18 protein-coding genes are annotated in these 18639 nt (G+C 70.5%); 2 read left to right on the top strand and 16 right to left on the bottom strand.

Annotated features, from left to right (window positions below; translation table 11 throughout):
• The 5 genes from AAHM41_RS30845 to AAHM41_RS30825 all read right to left on the bottom strand — a co-directional run.
• Positions 1-382 (bottom strand): sigma-70 family RNA polymerase sigma factor (locus AAHM41_RS30845; RefSeq protein WP_342240461.1); only part of this gene is annotated, 382 nt, incomplete at its 3' end.
• Positions 379-777 carry a VOC family protein gene (locus tag AAHM41_RS30840; protein WP_342240460.1) on the bottom strand — a complete coding sequence of 133 codons (399 nt, stop codon included), beginning with the start codon at positions 775-777 and terminating at the stop codon, positions 379-381. The genes AAHM41_RS30840 and AAHM41_RS30845, both read right to left, overlap by 4 nt.
• Positions 778-794: 17 nt before the next feature.
• Complete coding sequence (locus AAHM41_RS30835) at positions 795-2153, bottom strand: ATP-binding protein (RefSeq protein ID WP_342240459.1); 1359 nt, start codon at positions 2151-2153, stop codon at positions 795-797.
• Positions 2150-2842: a response regulator gene (locus tag AAHM41_RS30830; RefSeq protein WP_342240462.1), complete on the bottom strand. Its 693-nt coding sequence runs from the start codon at positions 2840-2842 to the stop codon at positions 2150-2152. Before AAHM41_RS30830 ends, AAHM41_RS30835 begins: the two co-directional genes overlap by 4 nt.
• 12 nt (positions 2843-2854) lie before the next feature.
• A complete protein-coding gene (locus AAHM41_RS30825) occupies positions 2855-3379 on the bottom strand; it encodes a MarR family winged helix-turn-helix transcriptional regulator (RefSeq protein WP_342240458.1) in 525 nt (174 codons plus the stop codon).
• 77 nt (positions 3380-3456) lie between these two features.
• On the opposite strand from AAHM41_RS30825, the gene AAHM41_RS30820 reads away from it, so the two are divergent.
• A complete protein-coding gene (locus AAHM41_RS30820) occupies positions 3457-4350 on the top strand; it encodes a branched-chain amino acid aminotransferase (protein ID WP_342240457.1) in 894 nt (297 codons plus the stop codon).
• A 70-nt stretch (positions 4351-4420) separates the two neighbouring features.
• On the opposite strand, the gene AAHM41_RS30815 is transcribed toward AAHM41_RS30820, so the two are convergent.
• Positions 4421-6568, bottom strand: coding sequence for a TonB-dependent siderophore receptor (locus AAHM41_RS30815; protein ID WP_342240456.1), 2148 nt, complete (start codon positions 6566-6568; stop codon positions 4421-4423).
• A gap of 121 nt (positions 6569-6689) precedes the next feature.
• Here AAHM41_RS30815 and AAHM41_RS30810 point away from each other — a divergent pair, with 121 nt between their 5' ends.
• Positions 6690-7820, top strand: coding sequence for an ABC transporter substrate-binding protein (locus tag AAHM41_RS30810; protein ID WP_342240455.1), 1131 nt, complete (start codon positions 6690-6692; stop codon positions 7818-7820).
• Here the strand turns inward: AAHM41_RS30810 and AAHM41_RS30805 are convergent.
• The 10 genes from AAHM41_RS30805 to AAHM41_RS30760 all read right to left on the bottom strand — a co-directional run.
• A complete protein-coding gene (locus AAHM41_RS30805) occupies positions 7817-9217 on the bottom strand; it encodes an MFS transporter (protein ID WP_342240454.1) in 1401 nt (466 codons plus the stop codon). The genes AAHM41_RS30810 and AAHM41_RS30805 overlap by 4 nt on opposite strands.
• A gap of 75 nt (positions 9218-9292) precedes the next feature.
• On the bottom strand, positions 9293-9742 hold the full coding sequence (gene moaE, locus AAHM41_RS30800) for a molybdopterin synthase catalytic subunit MoaE (protein ID WP_342240453.1): 450 nt from the start codon (positions 9740-9742) through the stop codon (positions 9293-9295).
• Between the two features lies 1 nt (position 9743).
• On the bottom strand, positions 9744-9995 hold the full coding sequence (gene moaD / locus AAHM41_RS30795) for a molybdopterin converting factor subunit 1 (RefSeq protein ID WP_342240452.1): 252 nt from the start codon (positions 9993-9995) through the stop codon (positions 9744-9746).
• Between the two features lie 8 nt (positions 9996-10003).
• On the bottom strand, positions 10004-11260 hold the full coding sequence (locus AAHM41_RS30790; RefSeq protein ID WP_342240451.1) for a molybdopterin molybdotransferase MoeA: 1257 nt from the start codon (positions 11258-11260) through the stop codon (positions 10004-10006).
• A gap of 2 nt (positions 11261-11262) precedes the next feature.
• Positions 11263-11763 (bottom strand): molybdopterin-guanine dinucleotide biosynthesis protein B, encoded by a 501-nt coding sequence (gene mobB / locus AAHM41_RS30785; RefSeq protein WP_342240450.1) that lies wholly within the window; start codon positions 11761-11763, stop codon positions 11263-11265.
• 6 nt (positions 11764-11769) lie between these two features.
• Entirely contained in the window at positions 11770-12387 is a 618-nt protein-coding gene (gene pgsA, locus AAHM41_RS30780; protein ID WP_342240449.1) for a CDP-diacylglycerol--glycerol-3-phosphate 3-phosphatidyltransferase, read from the bottom strand.
• A 48-nt stretch (positions 12388-12435) separates the two neighbouring features.
• Positions 12436-14379 carry an excinuclease ABC subunit UvrC gene (gene uvrC, locus AAHM41_RS30775; protein ID WP_342240448.1) on the bottom strand — a complete coding sequence of 648 codons (1944 nt, stop codon included), beginning with the start codon at positions 14377-14379 and terminating at the stop codon, positions 12436-12438.
• Positions 14380-14889: 510 nt separating this feature from the next.
• Positions 14890-15708 (bottom strand): SDR family oxidoreductase, encoded by an 819-nt coding sequence (locus tag AAHM41_RS30770; protein WP_342240447.1) that lies wholly within the window; start codon positions 15706-15708, stop codon positions 14890-14892.
• Between the two features lie 4 nt (positions 15709-15712).
• Positions 15713-17947 carry an excinuclease ABC subunit UvrB gene (uvrB, locus tag AAHM41_RS30765; RefSeq protein ID WP_342240446.1) on the bottom strand — a complete coding sequence of 745 codons (2235 nt, stop codon included), beginning with the start codon at positions 17945-17947 and terminating at the stop codon, positions 15713-15715.
• Between the two features lie 305 nt (positions 17948-18252).
• Positions 18253-18639: hypothetical protein (locus AAHM41_RS30760; protein ID WP_342240445.1), on the bottom strand; the 387-nt coding region annotated here is incomplete at its 5' end.

Raw genomic sequence — 18639 nt, 5'->3', positions numbered from 1 at the left:
CCCCCCCCACCACCCCCCCGCCCCGCGGCCCGCCCCCCCCCCCCTCCCCCCCCGCCCCCACGGCATTCAGCGTCAGCCGCGCCTCGACATCGCGCTCGCCGGAGGCGCCGACGATGTCCCGGCGCTGATCGATGTCCTCTTGCGGACCTGCCGTATTCCGCTTGCGGACTTGGTCGATCCATAGGTTGCGCAGGATCCGGAACATCCAGGCGGGAAAGCTGGTCCCGGGCTCGAACCGCTCGGCATTGGCCAGCGCCCGCTCGCAGGCGGCCTGCACCAGATCATCCGCACCGTCGCGGGTCCGGCACAGGGAGATCGCGAAACGGCGGAGATTGGGGAGGAGCGCGACGAGCTCGTCTGCAAACGGATCCGTTCCGGTCACGTCGAGGGTTCCGGCTGCAATGGACTGGCGACGACGCAGAACTGGTTGCCCTCCGGGTCGAGCATCACCGTGTAGCCGGCGGCCTCGCGCTGGACCCTGGCGCCCAGGGCCAGCAGCCGCTCCACCTCCGCCGCGCGGTCGGCCGCGGCGATGTCGAGATGGACGCGGTTGTTGGTGTAGTCGCGCCCCGGCACCTGGTGGACGCACAGGCTAGGCCCCGGCCCGTCGACCAGGACGACAGGGTCTGTCTCCGGCGTCAGTCCCAACGCGGCCAGCCGGTCGATCTCCGCCTGGTCATAGGCGCGCACGGCGTAGCCATCGAGTGCCGAGGCCCAGAACCGGGCCAGGGCCGGCGCCGAGCGGCTTTCGAACACGATCTCCCGCAACCGGCCCATCGGTCTCTCTCCAAGGATCAGAGCGGCAGGCGCACCGTGCAGCGCAGCCCGCCCATCGGCGAGGTCGACAGCATCAGGTCGCCGCCGTGCCGCCGCGCCACGTCGCGGGCGATGGCAAGGCCGAGGCCGGTGCCGCCGGTCTCCTGGTTGCGTGATTCATCCAGCCGGACGAAGGGCTTCATCGCCTCCTCGCGCTGGGCCGGCGGGATGCCGGGGCCGTCATCGTCCACCACCAGGGCGACGGCGGTGTCGTCCTGGATCACCGACAGCCGGACATGCCGGGCGTGGCGCCGCGCGTTGGACAGCAGGTTCGCCAGGCAGCGGCGCATCGCCTCGCGCCGCAGCGGCAGGACATGGCTCTCCGGCGCGTCGAAGGCGATGTCGGCCCCCTCCCGCCGCGCCGCCACCACCACCTCCTCCAGGAAGGCGGCCAGGTCGGTCGGCGTCGCCTCCTCGGTCCCTTCGCCGCGGGCGAAGGAGAGGTAGGCGTCGATCATCTGCCGCATCTCCTCGACATCGGTGCGCAGCTCGTCGATGTCCGGCCCGTCGCCGAGCATGGCGAGCTGCAGCTTCATCCGGGTCAGGGGCGTGCGCAGGTCGTGGCTGACGCCGGCCAGCATCTCGGTGCGCTGCTGGATCTGGCGGCGGATGCGGTCGCGCATCTCGATGAAGGCCTCGGCGGCCTGGCGGATCTCCTCCGCCCCATGCGGCCGGAACCCGGGCATGTCGCGGCCCTTGCCGAAGCGGTCGGCGGCGATGGCGAGCCGCCGGATCGGGCGCAGCTGGTTGCGCATGAAGATGATGGCGACGGCCGACAGGATCACCGTCGACCCGATCATCGACAGGTAGAACAGGTTGGTGGTGAAGCTGGACAGCCGCTTGGACGGCACCTCCACCGTCAGCACGCCCTCCGGCAGCTGCATGCGGACGACATCGGTGTCGTCGTCCCGGTCGGACCGGATGGTGAAGTCGTAGGGCTGCGAGGCCCGGACGGCCCGGGCCAGGGCGCGCTGGCCCTCGTCCAGGGCGTCGCTGCTGGTCGATCCCAGCTCGATGCCGGGATCGAAGGTGTAGACCAGCCCGGTGTTCCGCTGCGCCCGCGAGAATACGGCAGCGCGGGCCACCGGCGTCATGCCGCCGGCGATCTCGTCGATGGTCAGGCCGATCTCGCCGGAGACGGTGCGGGCCATCGTCGTGGTGATCACGTCGATGTGCCGGCCGAAGAACACATAGGTCGAGATCGCCTGCGCCAGGATCATCGGGGTGACGATGATCACCAGCGCCCGGCCGAACAGGGTCCGGGGCAGGAACCGCTTGATCCGCGCCCGCAGCCCGAGGGGTGTGGACAGCCGGGGCAGGGCGGGGGAGGGCATCATCCGTCGGGTCTCAACACATAGCCTTCGCCGCGCACGGTGTGGAGGTAGCGGGGCAGGCGCGGGTCGGGCTCGATCTTACGCCGAAGCCGCGTCACCTGCACGTCGACCGCCCGCACGCCGCCGTCGATGGTGCCGGATTCGGTCAGGGCCTCGCGCGACACGGTCTCGCCGGCGTGCTGGGCCAGGATGCGCAGCAGGTTCTCCTCGCCGGTGGTCAGGCGCACGCGCTCGCCCTCCTGCAGCAATTCGCCGCGCTCGATGTCGAAGGTGAAGCCGCCGAGGCGGATGGTGCCGGCGGCCCGCGGCGGCGGCGGCGCCAGGCGGCGCAGGATGCTGTTGATGCGCAGCACCAGCTCGCGCGGCTCGAACGGCTTGGCGAGATAGTCGTCGGCGCCGCTCTCCAGCCCGGCGATCCGGTCCTCCGGCTCGCCGCGGGCGGTCAGCAGCAGGATCGGCGTGCTCATGCGCTGGCGCAGGTCGGCGGTCAGCTGCAGCCCGGTCTCGCCCGGCATCATCACGTCCAGCACGATCAGGTCGAAGGCGATCGCCGCCAGCTTCTCCCGCGCATCCGCGGCATCGACCGCCGCGGTGACCAGGAAGCCGTTCTCGATCAGGTATTTGCGCAGCAGCTCGCGGACCCGGCGGTCATCCTCGACGACCAGGACATGGGCGGGCTCGTCGGCGATCATGGTCATCGGCTTCTACCGGCTGGCGACGCGCGGGGCGGGAGCCGGCGCTTCCGGCTCCTCCTCCATCGCCGCGGCGGGCTCGCTCAGCGCGATCAGCCCTTCCAGCACCTTGCGGAAGCCGTCCACCGCCTCGGCCCCGGCGTTGCGGTAGGCTTGGCCGATCAGCTTGCGCTGGCTCTCGAACAGCTGGCGTTCCAGAGCCGCGCCCTTGTCGGTCAGGGTCAGCAGGCGCTGGCGCCGGTCGCGCTGGCCCTGCTGCTGCTCGACATAGCCGCGCTCGATCAGGTCGTTCAGGACTCGCCCCAGGCTCTGCTTGGTGATGCGCAGGATGGCCAGCAGCGCACTGACCGTGATCTCCGGATGCCGTCCGACGAAATAAAGCGCACGGTGATGGGCCCGGCCGAGACCCAGGGTTGCGAGCAGCGCATCGGGCTCGGCAGTGAAGCCGCGATAGGCGTAGAATAGCAGTTCGATGCCTTGGCGGATCTCCTCCTCGCGGAGGAAGAGCGGGTTCACGGGCGATTTTATGTCAGCCATGTTGACTTGTTTTGACCCCGAATGTTACCGCTCACGGTCCGACGGCGACACAAATGACAATGCGGGAAAGGCCCATCATGTCGACGACTCCCTTCCATGACCGTGACGGCTGGATATGGATGGACGGCAAGCTGGTCGAATGGCGTAGCGCCAACATCCACGTCCTGACTCACGGGCTACACTACGCCAGTTCTGTATTCGAAGGGGAGCGGGCTTACAATGGCCGGATCTTCAAGGGCACGGAGCACTCGAAGCGGCTGGAGTTCTCGGCGACCACGCTGGGCATGAAGCTGCCCTACAGCACGGCGGAGCTGGATGCGGCAAAGACGCTGACCCTCGAGAAGAACGGCCTGACCGACGCCTATATCCGCCCGGTCGCTTGGCGCGGGTCGGAGATGATGGGCGTGTCGGCCCAGGCCAACACCATCCATGTCGCCATCGCGGTGTGGGAATGGCCGAGCTACTTCTCGGCCGAGGCCAAGATGAAGGGCATCCGCCTGACCCTGTCCGACTGGCGCCGGCCGTCGCCGGACTCGGCCCCGGTGCACGCCAAGGCGGCCGGCCTGTACATGATCTGCACCCTGGCCAAGCACAAGGCCGAGGCGGCGGGCTACCAGGACGCGCTGATGTACGATTATCGCGGCTATGTCGCGGAGGCGACCGGCGCCAATGTCTTCCTCGCCATCGACGGCAAGCTGCACACGCCGACCGCCGATTGCTTCCTGAACGGCCTCACCCGCCAGACCGCGATCGAGCTGGCGCGGCGCAACGGCATCGAGGTGGTCGAGCGCCACATCCAGCCGGACGAGCTGGCGAAGGCGACCGAGGTGTTCCTGACCGGCACTGCCGCCGAGATCACCCCGGTCGGCGAGATCGGCCCGCACCGCTTCACTCCGGGCCAGATCTGCAAGACCGTGATGGACGCGTACTCGGCCGAGGTCCGCAAGGAGCCGAAGGCCGCCGCGGCGTAGGGCACCGCATCGCGTGGATTGGGTTCGCCATCGGCGAACCCAACGAAGCTGGCACCGGCGGTTCCGTCCATCACCACCGGTAGCGGATGCTGCCGATCACCGTCTGGCCAAGGCCCTGGTAGCAGTAGCCCTGGGCGCAGGTGGTATAGTCGCGGTCGAACAGGTTGCTGGCGTTGACCGCCAGCTGCAGCCCGTCCAGCCGCGGCTCGACCTCGCCGAGATCGTAGCGGATCGCGGCATCGAACAGGGTCACCGCGTCGTTCCGGCCGGTGGTGTTGTCGTCGTCGCGGTAGCTCGACCCGATATAGCGCAAACCGGCGCCCAGGCTCAGCCCCGGCACGATCGCGTCCGGCACCCGGTAGTCGGCCCAGGCGGAGACGACGTGGTTGGGGATGCCGGACGGGTCCTTGCCCTCGGTCGCCGCCGTGCCGTCGGTGACCTCGGGGTCGAGATAGGTGTAGGCGAGCTGCAGGCTCAGGCCGTCGCCGAGATCGGCTAGGCCCTCCAGCTCGAGGCCGCGGACCCGGATCTCGCCGCGCTGGGCCTTGAAGTTGACATGCGCCGAGTCGGAGATCAGGCCCTTGTCCTGGGTGATCTGGAACACCGAGGCGGTGACCAGGCTGTTCAGCCCCTCGGGCTGGTATTTCACGCCGGCCTCGATCTGCTCCGCCGTGGTCGGCTCGAAGGCTCGCCCCTGAAAATCCGTGCCGAGGTTCGGGTTGAACGAGGTGGCATAGGCGACATAGGGGGCGAGGCCGAAATCGGTGACATAGGTCAGGCCGACGCGGCCGCTGAAGGCGCTGTCGGAGACGTCCTGCTCGGTGCCGGCGATGCGCTCCCTGGTCGAGGTGTCGACCCAGTCGTGCCGGCCGCTCAGCGTCAGCAGCCAACCGCCGAGGCGGATCTGGTCCTGCAGATAGGCGCCGAGCTGGTCCTGCCGCTGGAAGGTGCGGGCATAGACCGACGGCATGTCGATGTGCTGCTTGCCGTAGTTCCGGGTGGTCAGGTCGAGGTCCGGCGCCGCGCCGTCGCCGGCGATGTTGGTGGTGTCGACGAAGGTGTAGTCGAGCCCGGCCAGCACCGTGTGCTGCACCGGCCCGGTGTCGAAGCGCAGCTGCGCCTGGTTGTCGACCGACAGCGTGTCCAGGCTCTCGCGGTCCTGGCCGGCGCGGCGATAGGCGGTGGTGCCGTCGTCGGACAGGCCGGTGATGTAGACGTAGCGGGTGTTGGCATCGACATGGGCGTAGCGGAAGCTCTGCCGCAGCGTCAGCGCGCTGTCGACCCGGTGCTCGATCTGATAGCCGGCGCGCACGCTCTCGATGTCCAGGTCGTTCCAGGCCGGGTCCGCGGTGCGGATGTCGAGCAGGCCCGTGGCCGGCGAGTAGTAGTTGAACAGGCTGCCGCCCGACTTGTCCTTCTGATAGGCGCCGAGGATCGTCACCGTGGTGTCTTCGTTCGGCCGCCAGGTGAAGGCCGGCGCGATATAGGCGCGGTCGTCCGGCACCGCCGGCATCTGGGTGTCGCTGTCGCGGAACAGCCCGGTCAGGCGCCAGGAGAAGCGGTTCTCCTCGTCCAGAGGGCCGCCGACATCGAACTGGCCCTGATAGCGGTCATGATTGCCGAATTGCAGCTCGGCCTCACGCAGCGGCTGGTCCGGCGGGCGCTTGGTGACCAGGTCGACCAGGCCGGCCGGCGAGGACAGGCCGTAATTGGCCGAGGCGGGGCCGCGCAGCACGTTGATCGCCGACAGGCCGTAGGGCTCGGTGCGGATGCCGGCGAAGACCTGGCCGGTCGGCTGCCGCAGCCCGTCTCGGAAGATGCCGAAATAGGCGGCGTCGAAGCCGCGGATCCAGAAGGCGTCGAGCCGCGGCGCAAAGCCGTACAGGCCGGTCAGGATGCCGGGGGTATAGGCGAGTGCCTCCTGAAGGGTCTGCACGTTGCGGGCATCCAGCTGCCCGCGGGTGACGACGGAGATCGATTGCGGCGTCTCCAGCAGCGGCGTGTCGGTCTTGGTGGCGCTGGCGCTGGTGGTGGCGGTGAAGCCCCGCACCTCGGTCGTCGGCGTCTCCGCGCTGCCCTGCACTACGATCGGGGCGAGGGTCGTCCCCGTGTCGCCGGCCGGGACCGGGTCCTGCGTCTGGGCCAGGATCGGCGTCGGCGCGAGCGCCGTGGTGGCAAGCAGCCCGAGCAGCAGGCAGGTGCGGGGTCGATGTCGCATCGGTGAGGTGGGCTCCGGTCACGGGAGGACTCGGCAGGATTGCCGGGATCGAACGGCGGGCTAATTGACATTAATTCTCATTCTCGTCTAGGTCGTTGTGGGAACGTGACCAGGACGACCGATGACCCGATGCAAGGCGCTCGTCTGCGCCCTTCTGCTGCTGACCTGCTTGCTCGCCCCGCCGGCCCGGGCGGAGTGGCCCGTGACCGTGACCGACGCCGCCGGCCGGCAGGTGACGGTGCCGCATCAGCCGCGGGCGGTGCTGCTGGGCGCGGGCATCAACCTGGTGGCGCTGGCGCTGCTCGATCCCGATCCGGTGTCGCTGCTGGCCGGCTGGGCCGACGACACGCGGCAATACGACCCCGGCCTCTACGCCGCCTTCCTGGCGAGGTTCCCGCGCCTGGCCGAGGTGCCGGTGGTGGGCGGCGGCACGGATGAGAGCTTCTCGCTGGAGAAGGCGCTGACGGTCGGGGCGGATCTCGCGATCTTCGGCGCCTGGCAGGCGGAGACCGGGCAGGGGCGGCTGATCCTGGACCGGCTGACCGCGGCCGGCGTGCCGGCGGTGGTGGTCGATTTCAACCACCGGCCGCTGGCGAACACGGCGCCGGGGATGCGGCTGCTTGGTCGCGTCCTCGGCCGCGAGGAGCGGGCCAATGCCTTCGCCGACTTCTACGAGGCGCGGCTGGACCGTATCCGCCGGCGCATGGCGGTGCATCCCGAGTCGGGGCCGACCGTGCTGATGCACGCTTATCCGCAGCCGGACGACTGCTGCTGGGCGATCGGCGGGACCGGGCTGGGCGAGCTGGTGTCGCTGGTCGGCGGCCGCAACATCGCCGCCGACCGGTTCCCGGATGCCGGCGGCGGGGTGCTCAGCCTCGAATATGTGATCGGCCGGGACCCGCAGGTCTATATTGCCACCGGCCTGCCGCAGGCGGCGGACGCGCCGGGCGTCGCGGTCGGCCCCGGCGTTCCGGCCGAGGTCGCCCGGCGGAGCCTGGCAGCGGTGATGGCCGCGCCCGGCCTGTCCGGCCTCGCCGCCGCCCGCGAGGGGCACGGGCTGTGGAACTTCTTCAACGCCGTGCCGCTCAACATCGTGGCAGCGGAGGCGGTGGCGCGCTGGGTGCGGCCGGAGATCTTCGGCGACCTCGACCCCGGCGCCACCCTGGCCGAGATCAACAGCCGCTTCGCCGCCATGCCGTTCGAGGGCGCGCTGTGGGTCAGCCTCGACCCGGCCGCTGACGGATCGCGCTAGCGGCTGGCCGCGACGGTCAGCCGCCAGGCTGCCCAGGTGCCGAACAGGGCCAGCGGCAGGGCGGTGACGAACACCCAGAACGCCGCCGCCTGGGCGGTCTCGACCGTCAGGCCCGAGCCGAAGCCGACCAGGTTGGCGGTGGCGCCGGCAATGGCGGCGCCCACCGCCCCGCCGGTCTGGCGCACGGCGATCAGCGCCGAGCTGCCGATCGCCCTGTCGTCATCGGCCAGGGTGCCGATCAGCCGCCGGTTCAGCAGGCTGGAGGAGAAGCCGAAGCCCGCGCCCATCAGCAGGGAGGCGCCGACGATCCAGACCAGCGGGGCGTCGCGCATCACCAGCACCAGCAGCACCGCGCCGGCCAGGATGCAGCCGGCGCCGCGCAGCAGCCAGCGCAGCTCCCCGGCGCCGGTGGCGCCGGCGACAACGAAGGCGGCGAGGGTCCAGGCCAGGGCCATTCCCCCCACCACATAGCCGGCCCAGATCGGCGACAGGCCGTGCAGCGTCTGCAGGATGGCGGGGCCGTAGACGTTCAGCGCCATCGAGGTCGCCATCATGGCGAAGATCGCGGCATAGGCGGTGCCGCAGACCGTGCGCAGATTGCCCGCCTGGCGCGGCAGCAGCCGCACCCGGGCGCCGGCGTCGATCCGCAGCACCAGCACCAGCACGCCCAGCCCGGCGGCAACCAGCGCCAGGGCGATCGCGGGGCTCGGGCTGACATCGGCCATGGCGATGGCGCCGACGCCGAGCGCCAGCCCGCCGATCTGTGGCCAGGGCACGCCCGGCTGGCCGCCGCTGCAGACCGTGCCCTTCAGCAGCCAGGGCGAGGCGGCGGCGAACAGCAGCGACTGCGCCGCGAACAGCCAGAACACGGCGCGCCAGTCGCCGGCCTGGGCGAACAGGCCGCCGACCAGCGGCCCCAGGATCGTGGCGATGCCCCAGATGCCCGAGGCCACGGCGAACATCCGGGCCAGGTGCCGTTCGGGGAACAGCAGGGCGATCGCGACCATGGAGAAGCCGGCAACCCAGCCGCTGCCGATGCCCTGCAGCACGCGCCCGGCCAGGAACACGCCGATGGTCGGGGCGGCGGCGCTCAGCACGCAGCCCAGCGCGAAGGCCAGGCCGGCGATGGCCGAGGCCCAGCGCAGCCCGAACCGCTCCGACAGCCGCCCGGCGCTGGCGCCCGCCAGGATGGCACCGACCAGGAAGCCGGCCGTGGCCCAGCTGAAATAGGCATAGCCACCCAGATCGGCGCCGACGCTGGGCATGATGGTGGCGGTGACCAGGGCGTCGGCCGCGTTCAGCCAGATGCCGAGGCAGACCATGGCGAATCGCGGCAGCCGCCCTTCGGCGAGCAGATCCGCCCAGCCGGCCGCCGGTTGCGCCGATGCCTGCACCATGCCGCGTTTCCCCCTTTGTCGCCGGGCTACACCGCCGCCGGCACGATGAGAAGCGGGGAATCGGCAGGACAGAAATCAGCGCCAGCGCGACGCGGCCTCGTCGTCCTCGGCCCGGGCCTCGACCCAGCGCTCGCCCGCCGGCGTCTCCTCCTTCTTCCAGAAGGGCGCCTTGGTCTTCAGCCAGTCCATCAGGAAGGCGCAGGCCTCGAGGGCGGCGCCGCGATGGGCCGAGGCGGCGCCGCAGAACATGATCCGGTCGCCCGGCTCCAGCCGGCCGACGCGATGGACGATGCGCACCTCCAAGAGCGGCCAGCGGCTGCGGGCCTCGGCCTCGATCTCGGCCAGCTGGCGCTCGGTCATGCCGGGATAGTGCTCCAGCGTCATCGCCGTGACCGCGGTGCCGCCGGCGATGTCGCGCACCAGCCCGACGAAGCTGGCGACGCCGCCGACATCGGTGCGGCCGTCGGACAGCGCCGCGATCTCGGCGCCCACATCGAAATCGGCCTCCTGGATGCGAGCCGCCATCTCAGCCTCCCGTGACCGGCGGGAAGATGCCGATCTCGTCGCCCGGCGCCACCGGGTCGGCCAGCCTGGCGAAGCGCTGGTTGACCGCGACCCGCACCACCGCCGGGTTGGCCAGGGCGTCGGCATAGCCGGCGCCGCGGGCGCGCAGCCACTCCAGCAGCCCGGCGACGTCGCGCACCGATTCCGGCGGCGACACCGTCTCGGCGGCGGTGCCGATCTTGCTGCGGACCCAGGCGAAATACAGGAGCTTCATGCCGGTTCTCAGATCAGGGCGCTCAACGGGATATAGGCAACCGGATCGCCCGGCGCCACGCCGGCGACATCCTCGGGCAGCTCGACCAGCCCTTCGGCGCCGGCGAGGGAGCTCAGCGCGCCGGCGCCCTCGCGGCCGTGGCGGCGGGCGACCAGGGTGCCGGACGGGTCGGTCTCCAGCACCGCGCGGAGGAACTCCCGGCGGCCCGGCTTCTTGCCATGGGCGAAGCCGGCGGCGACCGGGAAGCGGTGCAGCGGCACCGGCTTGGCGCCGGCCAGATGCAGCAGCAGCTGCCGGGCCACCAGCAGGAAGGTGACCATGGCCGCGACCGGGTTGCCCGGCAGGCCCAGCAGCGGCACGCCGCCGATCTGGCCCAGCGCCACCGGCTTGCCCGGCTTGATCGCCAGGCGCCAGTGATGCAGCCGGCCGCCGGCCGCCTCCAGCGCCGCCTTGACGTGGTCCTCGTCGCCGACCGAGACGCCGCCGGAGGTGACGATGGCGTCGGCCTCCGCCGCGGCTGCGATAAGGGCCGACCGCACCGCATCGGCCCGGTCCGGCACGATGCCGCGGTCGATGACGCTGCAGCCCAGCCGGCGCAGCAGCGCCGCCAGCAGGTAGCGGTTGGCGTCGTAGATCTGGCCCTCGGCGACCGGTGCGCCAGGGTCGCGCAGCTCGTCGCCGGTCGACAGCACCGCTACCCGCAGCGGCCGGCGGGCAGGCAGGTCGGCGCGGCCCAGCGAGGCGGCCAGGCCGATCTCGGCCGGGCCCAGCCGGCACCCTGCGGTCAGCACGGTGTCGCCGGCGCGGATGTCGTCGCCGGCCTGGCGGATATGGGCGCCGCGCCGCAGACCGGGCGGGAGGGTGACCCGGTCGCCGGCGACCGAGCAGTCCTCCTGCATCACCACCGTGTCCGGCCCGGCGGGCAGCGGCGCACCGGTGAAAATGCGGATCGCCTCGCCCCACCGGCCCGGGCGGCCGAGCGGATGGCCGGCGGCGGCGCGCCCGGCCACCGGCAGCGTGGTCGGGGCGCCGGGCGACAGATCGTCGAAATGGACGGCATAGCCGTCGACCGCGGCATTGGCATGCGGCGGCACCGACCGGTCCGCCACCAGATCCTCGGCCAGGAAGCGATTTTCCGCCGCGGCGAGCGGGACGGTCTCGGCCTCGGCGACCACGGCCAGCCGGGAGCGGAACTCGGCCACGGCCTGCTCGACCGACAGCAGGCGGTCGCCCAGGGCGAAGCAGTCGTCGGGGAGCTTGGCCACGTTCAGCCGGCCTTGCGGGCAAAATCGGCGACGAAATCGGCGATCGCCTCGATGTCGTCGATGTCCAGCCGCGTCCGGGCGGGGTCGGCGATCGGGCCGTCGCTGGCCACCGCGACGATGCTCGGATCCTCGGTATGCAGCGGTGGCTTGCCGGTTTCCGTGCGCCAGACCTCGAGTTTCGGATAGGCCTCGCGCTTGAAGCCCTCGACCAGCACCAGATCGACCGGCTGCAGCTTCGCCAGCAGCGCCGCCAGCGGCGGCTCGGCGGCGCCGCGATGCTCATGCATCAGGGCCCAGCGCCGGTCGGAGGAGACCAGCACCTCGGTCGCCCCGGCCTCACGGTGGCGCCAGCTGTCCTTGCCGGGCTGGTCGATATCGAAGTCGTGATGCGCGTGCTTGACCGTGGAGACGGTCAGGCCGCGGCCGATCAGGGCGGGGATCAGCTTCGCCAGCAGCGTGGTCTTGCCGCTGCCGCTCCAGCCGGCGATGCCGAGCACGCGCATGGGGCGCTAGCCGAAGGTCCCGGCGGCCTTGGCCGGAGGCGGGCCGCGCGGGTCCTCGGTGATGGCCTGGCGCACACCCTCGCGCAGATAGCTCCAGCCGGTCACCAGGGTCAGCACCGCAGCCACCCAGATCCCGGCGATGCCGATCTCGGTCACCGGCACCTGGCCGTTGAAGGCGCGGGTGCCGGCGTCGCCGACGATCAGGAAGCCGATCGCCAGCATCTGGATCGTGGTCTTCCACTTGGCCAGGGCGGTGACCGGCAGGCCGCGCGCATTCATCCCGGCCAGGAATTCGCGCAGGCCGGAGATCAGCACCTCGCGCAGCAGGATGATCACCGCCGGGATGATCGACCAGCCCTGCAGCCGGCCGAAGGCGGCCAGCATGAACAGCACGGCGGTGACCAGCATCTTGTCGGCGATCGGGTCGAGCAGCCGGCCGATCGGCGAGGTCTCGTTCCAGGCCCGCGCCAGCTTGCCGTCGAGATAGTCGGTGATGGCGGCGGCGGCGTAGATCGCCAGGCAGGTCCAGGCGGCCCAGGCCGTGGGCACGTAGAACAGCGCGATCAGCACGGGAATGGCCGCGATACGCGAGTAGGTCAGGAGGTTCGGCAGGCTGGTAACCATGGCGACGGCACTGACTTCAGGGGCTTCCGAACGCTAGCACAAGGTGCCTTACGCGTCGGGGTGGAAATGTCGGTAGATCAGCCCCGCGACCGCCTCGCTGATGCCGTCGACCGCCTCGAGATCCTGCCGGCTGGCGCGGCTGACCTCGCGGGCCGAGCCGAAATGCAGCAGCAGCGCCTTCTTCCGGCGCGGGCCGATGCCGGGGATCTCGTCGATCGGCGAACGGGCGATGTCGCCGGCGCGGCGGGTGCGCTGGCCGCCGATGACGAAGCGGTGGGCCTCGTCGCGCAGCCGCTGCAGGAAGTACAGCACCGGGTCCTTCGGCTCCAGGCTGAAGGGCGGCCGGTCGGCCATGAAGAAGCGCTCGCGCCCGGCGTCGCGGTCCGGCCCCTTGGCGATCGAGACCAGGGCGATCTCGGTCAGGCCGAGCTCGGCGAAGACCTCGCGGACGACGCCGAGCTGGCCCTGGCCGCCGTCGATCAGCACCAGGTCGGGCCAGCCCTCCTGCTCGCGGTCCGGATCCTCCTTGAGCGCGCGGGCGAAGCGGCGGGTCAGCACCTCGCGCATCATCGCGTAGTCGTCGCCGGGGGTGACCGGCCCCTTGATGTTGAACTTGCGGTAGGCGGATTTGACGAAGCCGTCCGGCCCGGCGACGATCATGGCGCCGAGCGCGTTGGTGCCGCCCAGATGGCTGTTGTCATAGACCTCGACCCGCCGCGGCGGCGCGTCCAGGCCGAACACGCGGGCCACGCCCTCCAGCAGCACCGCCTGGGATGCGCTCTCGGCCATGCGGCGGCCCAGCGCCTCGCTCGCGTTGTTCAGCGCATGGTCGATCAGCCGGCGCTTGTCGCCGCGCTTCGGCACCGCGATCTCGACCTTGCGGTCGGCCTTCAGGGTCAGCGCCTCGGCCAGCAGCTCGGTCTCGGCGACCTCGTCGCTGAGCAGGACCAGGGGCGGCGGTGGATGGCTGTCGTAGAACTGGCTCAGGAAGGCGGCCAGGATCTCGGCCCGTTCCGCCGACTTGTCGTGGCTCGGGAAATAGGCGCGGGTGCCGTAGTTGCGGCCGCCGCGGAAGAAATAGACCTGGATGCAGCTGTGGCCGCCGGCCTCGTGGATCGCCAGCGCGTCGGCGTCACCGATGCCCTCGACATTGATGTCCTGGTGCGACTGGACGTTGGTCAGGGCGCGGATGCGGTCGCGCCAGCGCGCCGCCTGCTCGAAATCCAGCCGCTCGCTGGCCGCCATCATCTGTTCGCCGAAGCGGGCCTGCACCGCCTGGCTGCGGCCGCTCAGGAAGTCGACCGCGCTCGCCACCTGCTCGGTGTATTGCGCCTCGGTGACATAGCCGACGCAAGGGCCGGTGCAGCGCTTGATCTGGTACTGCAGGCAGGGCCGGCTGCGGGTCGAGAACACCGAATCCGAGCAGTTGCGCAGCAGGAAGGCGCGCTGCAGCGCGGTGATGGTGCGGTTGACCGACCCGGCCGAGGCGAAGGGGCCGAAGAACTGGCCGCTCGGGCCCGTGGCGCCGCGATGCTTGGCGATGCGCGGAAAGGCGTGGTCGCCCGAGATCATGATGTGCGGGAAGGTCTTGTCGTCCCGCATCACCACGTTGTAGCGGGGCTTCAGCCGCTTGATCAGGTTGGCTTCGAGCAGCAGCGCCTCGACCTCGGACCGGGTCACCACGAATTCCATGGCGACCGTGTCGGCGATCATGCGCAGGAGGCGCGCCGGCTGCTTGCCCGTCTGGGTGTAGGCGAAGACCCGCTTCTTCAGGTTGCGCGCCTTGCCGACATAGAGGGCGTTGCCGGATTCGTCGAGCATCCGGTAGACGCCGGGCGAGCTGGGCAGGGTGCGCAGATGCGCCTGGATCACGGCAACCCCGTCGGCGATGCTGTGCGCCCGAGCCCTGGCGCGGCCCGCAGGCTTCGGGCGCTCGGGCGGCGGGCCGCCGGGCGGGCCATCGGGTGGAAGGTCGGTAACGGTGTCGCTCATGGCGGCAATGTCGGCCGGTCCGGGCGCCGCTTCAAGACCGGATCGTGAACGCCCAGGTGAGTCGGCGAAGCGATCGGATGACGCTTCGGTGATATCCACCGAATCTGTGGATAACTGTGTGGGGAACCGGCCCTGAGGATGCGGCAACCGAGGCACAGCCTAAGTGTCATCGTTCTTGCTCAAAAAATGGGCAAAAACCCTAAGCTTCTGAGAAATCGATATAAATTCCAAGTCAAGTTGAAACACAAGCATCACACACTATGCGCAAGCCGGAAAATTGCGGACAACTCCGATTCGGATTTCGCCTGTGCACAACTTGCAGTCGTGGCGGCGCGGCGAGGCCAGGAAATCCAAGGCGGTAGCGGCTACCGCAGAGCGGTCACCCTGCGGCGCCGGGCGCAGGAGAGGGGGAGTCCGGTGCTGCCGCGGCCCGTCCCGCGGGTCAAGGGTGGATCGGTCGCAAGTTTGAGATAATTTCGATGCAAACCCGGCGTCGCACCATCCCTCTGATCATTCCATCGGCACGATGCCGCGGCTGGGCTGGGCCCAGCCGAGATGCTCGCCGCCGTCCAGCGCGATCATCTGCCCGGTCATGGCCGGCGCCGATAGGATGAAGCGGATGGCGTCGCAGATCTCCTGCGGCGTGGTCGGGCGGCGCAGCGGCACGGCGTCCCACTGCCTGGCGAAATGCTCCTCGCTCTGGCGGTCGCTCTTCAGCGTCGGGCCGGGGCCGATGCCGTTGACCCGGATTTTCGGCGCCAGCGCCTGGGCCAAAGTGCGGGTCAGGGTCCACAGCCCGATCTTGGCCACGGTGTAGGACAGGAAATAGGGGGTCGGGTTCCACACCCGCTGGTCGAGCATGTTGACGACATTGCCCGGCCAGTCCGCCGGCAGCTGCCGCGCCAGCGCCTGGGCCAGCACCAGGGGCGCGCGCAGATTGGCCTCGATGTGCTCGTCCCAGCTCGCCCGGGTCGCCGTCGCCACCGTGTCCATGCGGAAGGCCGAGGCGTTGTTGACCAGCAGCGACACCGGACCGCCGAGGCTCTCGGCTGCCTGCGGCATCACCGCCTCGACCTGGGCCTCGTCGGTCAGGTCGGCCCGGATCGCCAGGCCCCGAGTGCCGGCCGCCTCGATGTCGCGGACTGTCTGCGCCGCCTCATTGGCGGAGCTGTGCCAGGTGATCGCGACCCGCCAGCCCTGCCGGGCGAGGTCGAGCGCGATCGCCCGGCCGATCCGCTTGGCGGCGCCGGTGACGACGGCGACTCGCGGCTCGGCCTTGCCGGCCGGCGGCAAGGGGCGTTCGCCCGCTGGACGTTCGGCAGGGCTCATCGGCTCACGGTCCCTTGCGGCGCCGGCCGCCCTTGCGCGGCCGTTCGGTCGGCTTGGCGATCGACAGGGGCACGCCCTCCAGCGCCGCGGCGTGGCCGTGCGAGCCGACGCGGGCGTGGACGATGATGCCGGCGCCCCCACCGTCCGCGTTGAGGCCCATATCGGCCGCCTCCAGCCGGCGCAGCTCGTCGCGGATCCGGGCCGCCTCCTCGAACTCCAGATTGGCGGCGGCCTCGCGCATCCGCTTCTCCAGGTCGCCGATATGCTCCTTCAGCGACTTGCCGGTCAGGTGCTTGGCGCCGCTGTCGCCGGTCGAGACGGTGACCCGGTCGCCGCGCTCATAGACGCTGTCGAGGATGTCGCCGATCTGCTTCTTGATGCTTTCCGGCGTGATGCCGTGGGCGGCGTTGTAGGCCTGCTGCTTCTCGCGCCGCCGGTTGGTCTCGCCCAGCGCCGCCTCGAGGCTGCCGGTCATGGTGTCGGCATAGAGGATGGCGCGGCCCTCGATGTTGCGGGCGGCGCGGCCGATGGTCTGGATCAGCGAGGTGCGGCTGCGCAGGAAGCCTTCCTTGTCGGCGTCGAGGATGGCGACCAGCCCGACCTCGGGCAGGTCCAGCCCCTCGCGCAGCAGGTTGATGCCGACCAGCACGTCGAACACGCCGAGCCGCAGGTCGCGGATGATCTCGATCCGCTCCAGCGTCTCCACGTCGGAGTGCAGGTAGCGGACCTTGATGCCCGCCTCGGTCATGTACTCGGTCAGCGCCTCAGCCATCTTCTTGGTCAGGGTGGTGACCAGGACGCGCAGGCCGCGGGTGACGCAGTCGCGGCATTCGGCCATGACGTCGTCGACCTGGGTGGCGGTCGGCCGCACCAGGACGATCGGGTCGATCAGCCCGGTCGGGCGCACCACCTGCTCGGCGAAGACGCCGCCGGTCCGCTCCATCTCCCAGGGGCCGGGCGTGGCGGAGACGAAGACGCTCTGCGGCCGCATCGCGTCCCATTCCTCGAATTTCAGCGGCCGGTTGTCGCGGCAGGAGGGCAGGCGGAAGCCGTATTCGGCCAGGATGTCCTTGCGTGCCCGGTCGCCGCGGAACATGCCGCCGACCTGCGGCACCATCACATGGCTCTCGTCGACCACCAGCAGCGCGTCCTCGGGCAGGTACTCGAACAGGGTCGGCGGCGGCTCGCCCGGCGCCCGCCCGGTCAGGTAGCGGGAATAGTTCTCGATGCCGGCGCAGCTGCCGGTCGCCTCCATCATCTCCAGGTCGAACTGGGTGCGCTGCTCCAGCCGCTGCGCTTCCAGCAGCTTGCCGGTGGCGTTGTACTCCTCCAGCCGCTCCTTCAGCTCCGCCCGGATGCCCTTGATCGCCTGCAGCAGCGTCGGCTTCGGCGTGACGTAGTGGCTGTTGGCGTAGATCCGGACCTGCTTCAGCGCCGCGAATTTTTCCCCGGTCAACGGGTCGAACTCATGGATCGAGTCGATCTCGTCGCCGAAGAAGGAGATGCGCCAGGCACGGTCCTCAAGGTGGGCGGGGAAGATCTCGACCGTGTCGCCGCGCACCCGGAAGGTGCCGCGGGCGAAGGCGGTGTCGTTGCGCCGGTACTGGATGTCGACCAGATGCTTCAGCAGCACCTGCCGGTTCAGCCGCTGCCCGGCCTCCAGCGGGATCGTCATCTCGCTGTAGGATTCGACGTCGCCGATGCCGTAGATGCAGGACACCGACGCGACGATGATGCAGTCGTGCCGCTCCAGCAGCGCCCGGGTGGCCGCGTGGCGCATCCGGTCGATCTGCTCGTTGATCTGGCTTTCCTTCTCGATATAGGTATCGGTGCGGGCGACGTAGGCCTCGGGCTGATAGTAATCGTAGTAGCTGACGAAAAACTCGACCGCGTTCTCCGGGAAGAAGCTCTTGAACTCGCCGTAGAGCTGGGCGGCCAGGGTCTTGTTCGGGGCCAGCACCAGGGTTGGGCGCTGCAGCTTCTGGATCACATGCGCCATGGTGAAGGTCTTGCCCGAGCCGGTGACGCCGAGCAGCACCTGGTCGCGCTCGCCCCTTTCGATCCCGGCCAGCAGCTCGGCGATCGCCTCGGGCTGGTCGCCGGCTGGCTTGTAGTCCGAGACCAGCTTGAACGGGGTCGAGCGGTCCTTCTCCGGCAGGGCCGGGCGATGGACGACGACCGGGGAGGTCTCGCCGCGCGGCGAGGCCGGGGTGGGGGAGAGGAGGGGCGCTGAGCTCATGTCGACACTATCGGTCCGGCAGGGGCGGAGGGGAAGGGCCGCCGGCGAAGCGGAACGCGGAAGGGTTGATGTACTCATGGGAACATAGAGGGAACGAAGCGTCAAGTGAGGGAGCGCAGGGCCCATTGGCGACACCGATGGCGAGCGTACGAACGGCCCGCCGCCGGTGTTGCCGATCGATCTGTAAATGCCCTTCCGCAAGGGAAGGGGGAGGATGGAAGGGATGGGCCGGCCTGAACGGCTGTGTTCCGAAAGGCCTCGCAGGCGGGAAAGGCCACGCGCATGCCTCCGGCCGCGGCGACGGGTCAGCCGCCCCGGTTCCCGAGGCCGGGGCTGCCGTCGGCCGTGCCATGCTCGGGCAATCCCAGGCGCCGTGCCAGGGCGGGCGGCCTGAGCAGGGTGAAGCTGCTGTGCTGCTTGGCATAGGCCGCCTGGCGCTGGAATTCGGCTTCCTCCGGATCGAGTTCGGCAGGTGGCGGCTGGGGATCGGGCGGCCCGGCCGCTGCGGCGGGCCCGGCGCCGCCGGGATCGGGCGGCCGGTCGTCCAGCTTGCGGAAGAGCTTGCCGCCGGGGGCGAAGATCTCGCCGGTGGTGGTGTTGAGGTTGTAGATCTCGTTCCCTGGCAGGCCGAGGTCGGCGGCCGGGATGGTGCGGTAGGCTCCGGGGGTATAGTCGTATCTGCGCGGCGGCGG

The organism is Inquilinus sp. OTU3971, assembly GCF_038440215.1.
Note: the sequence above shows the minus strand (reverse complement) of the source record. Positions and strands in the feature narration are given on the sequence as shown.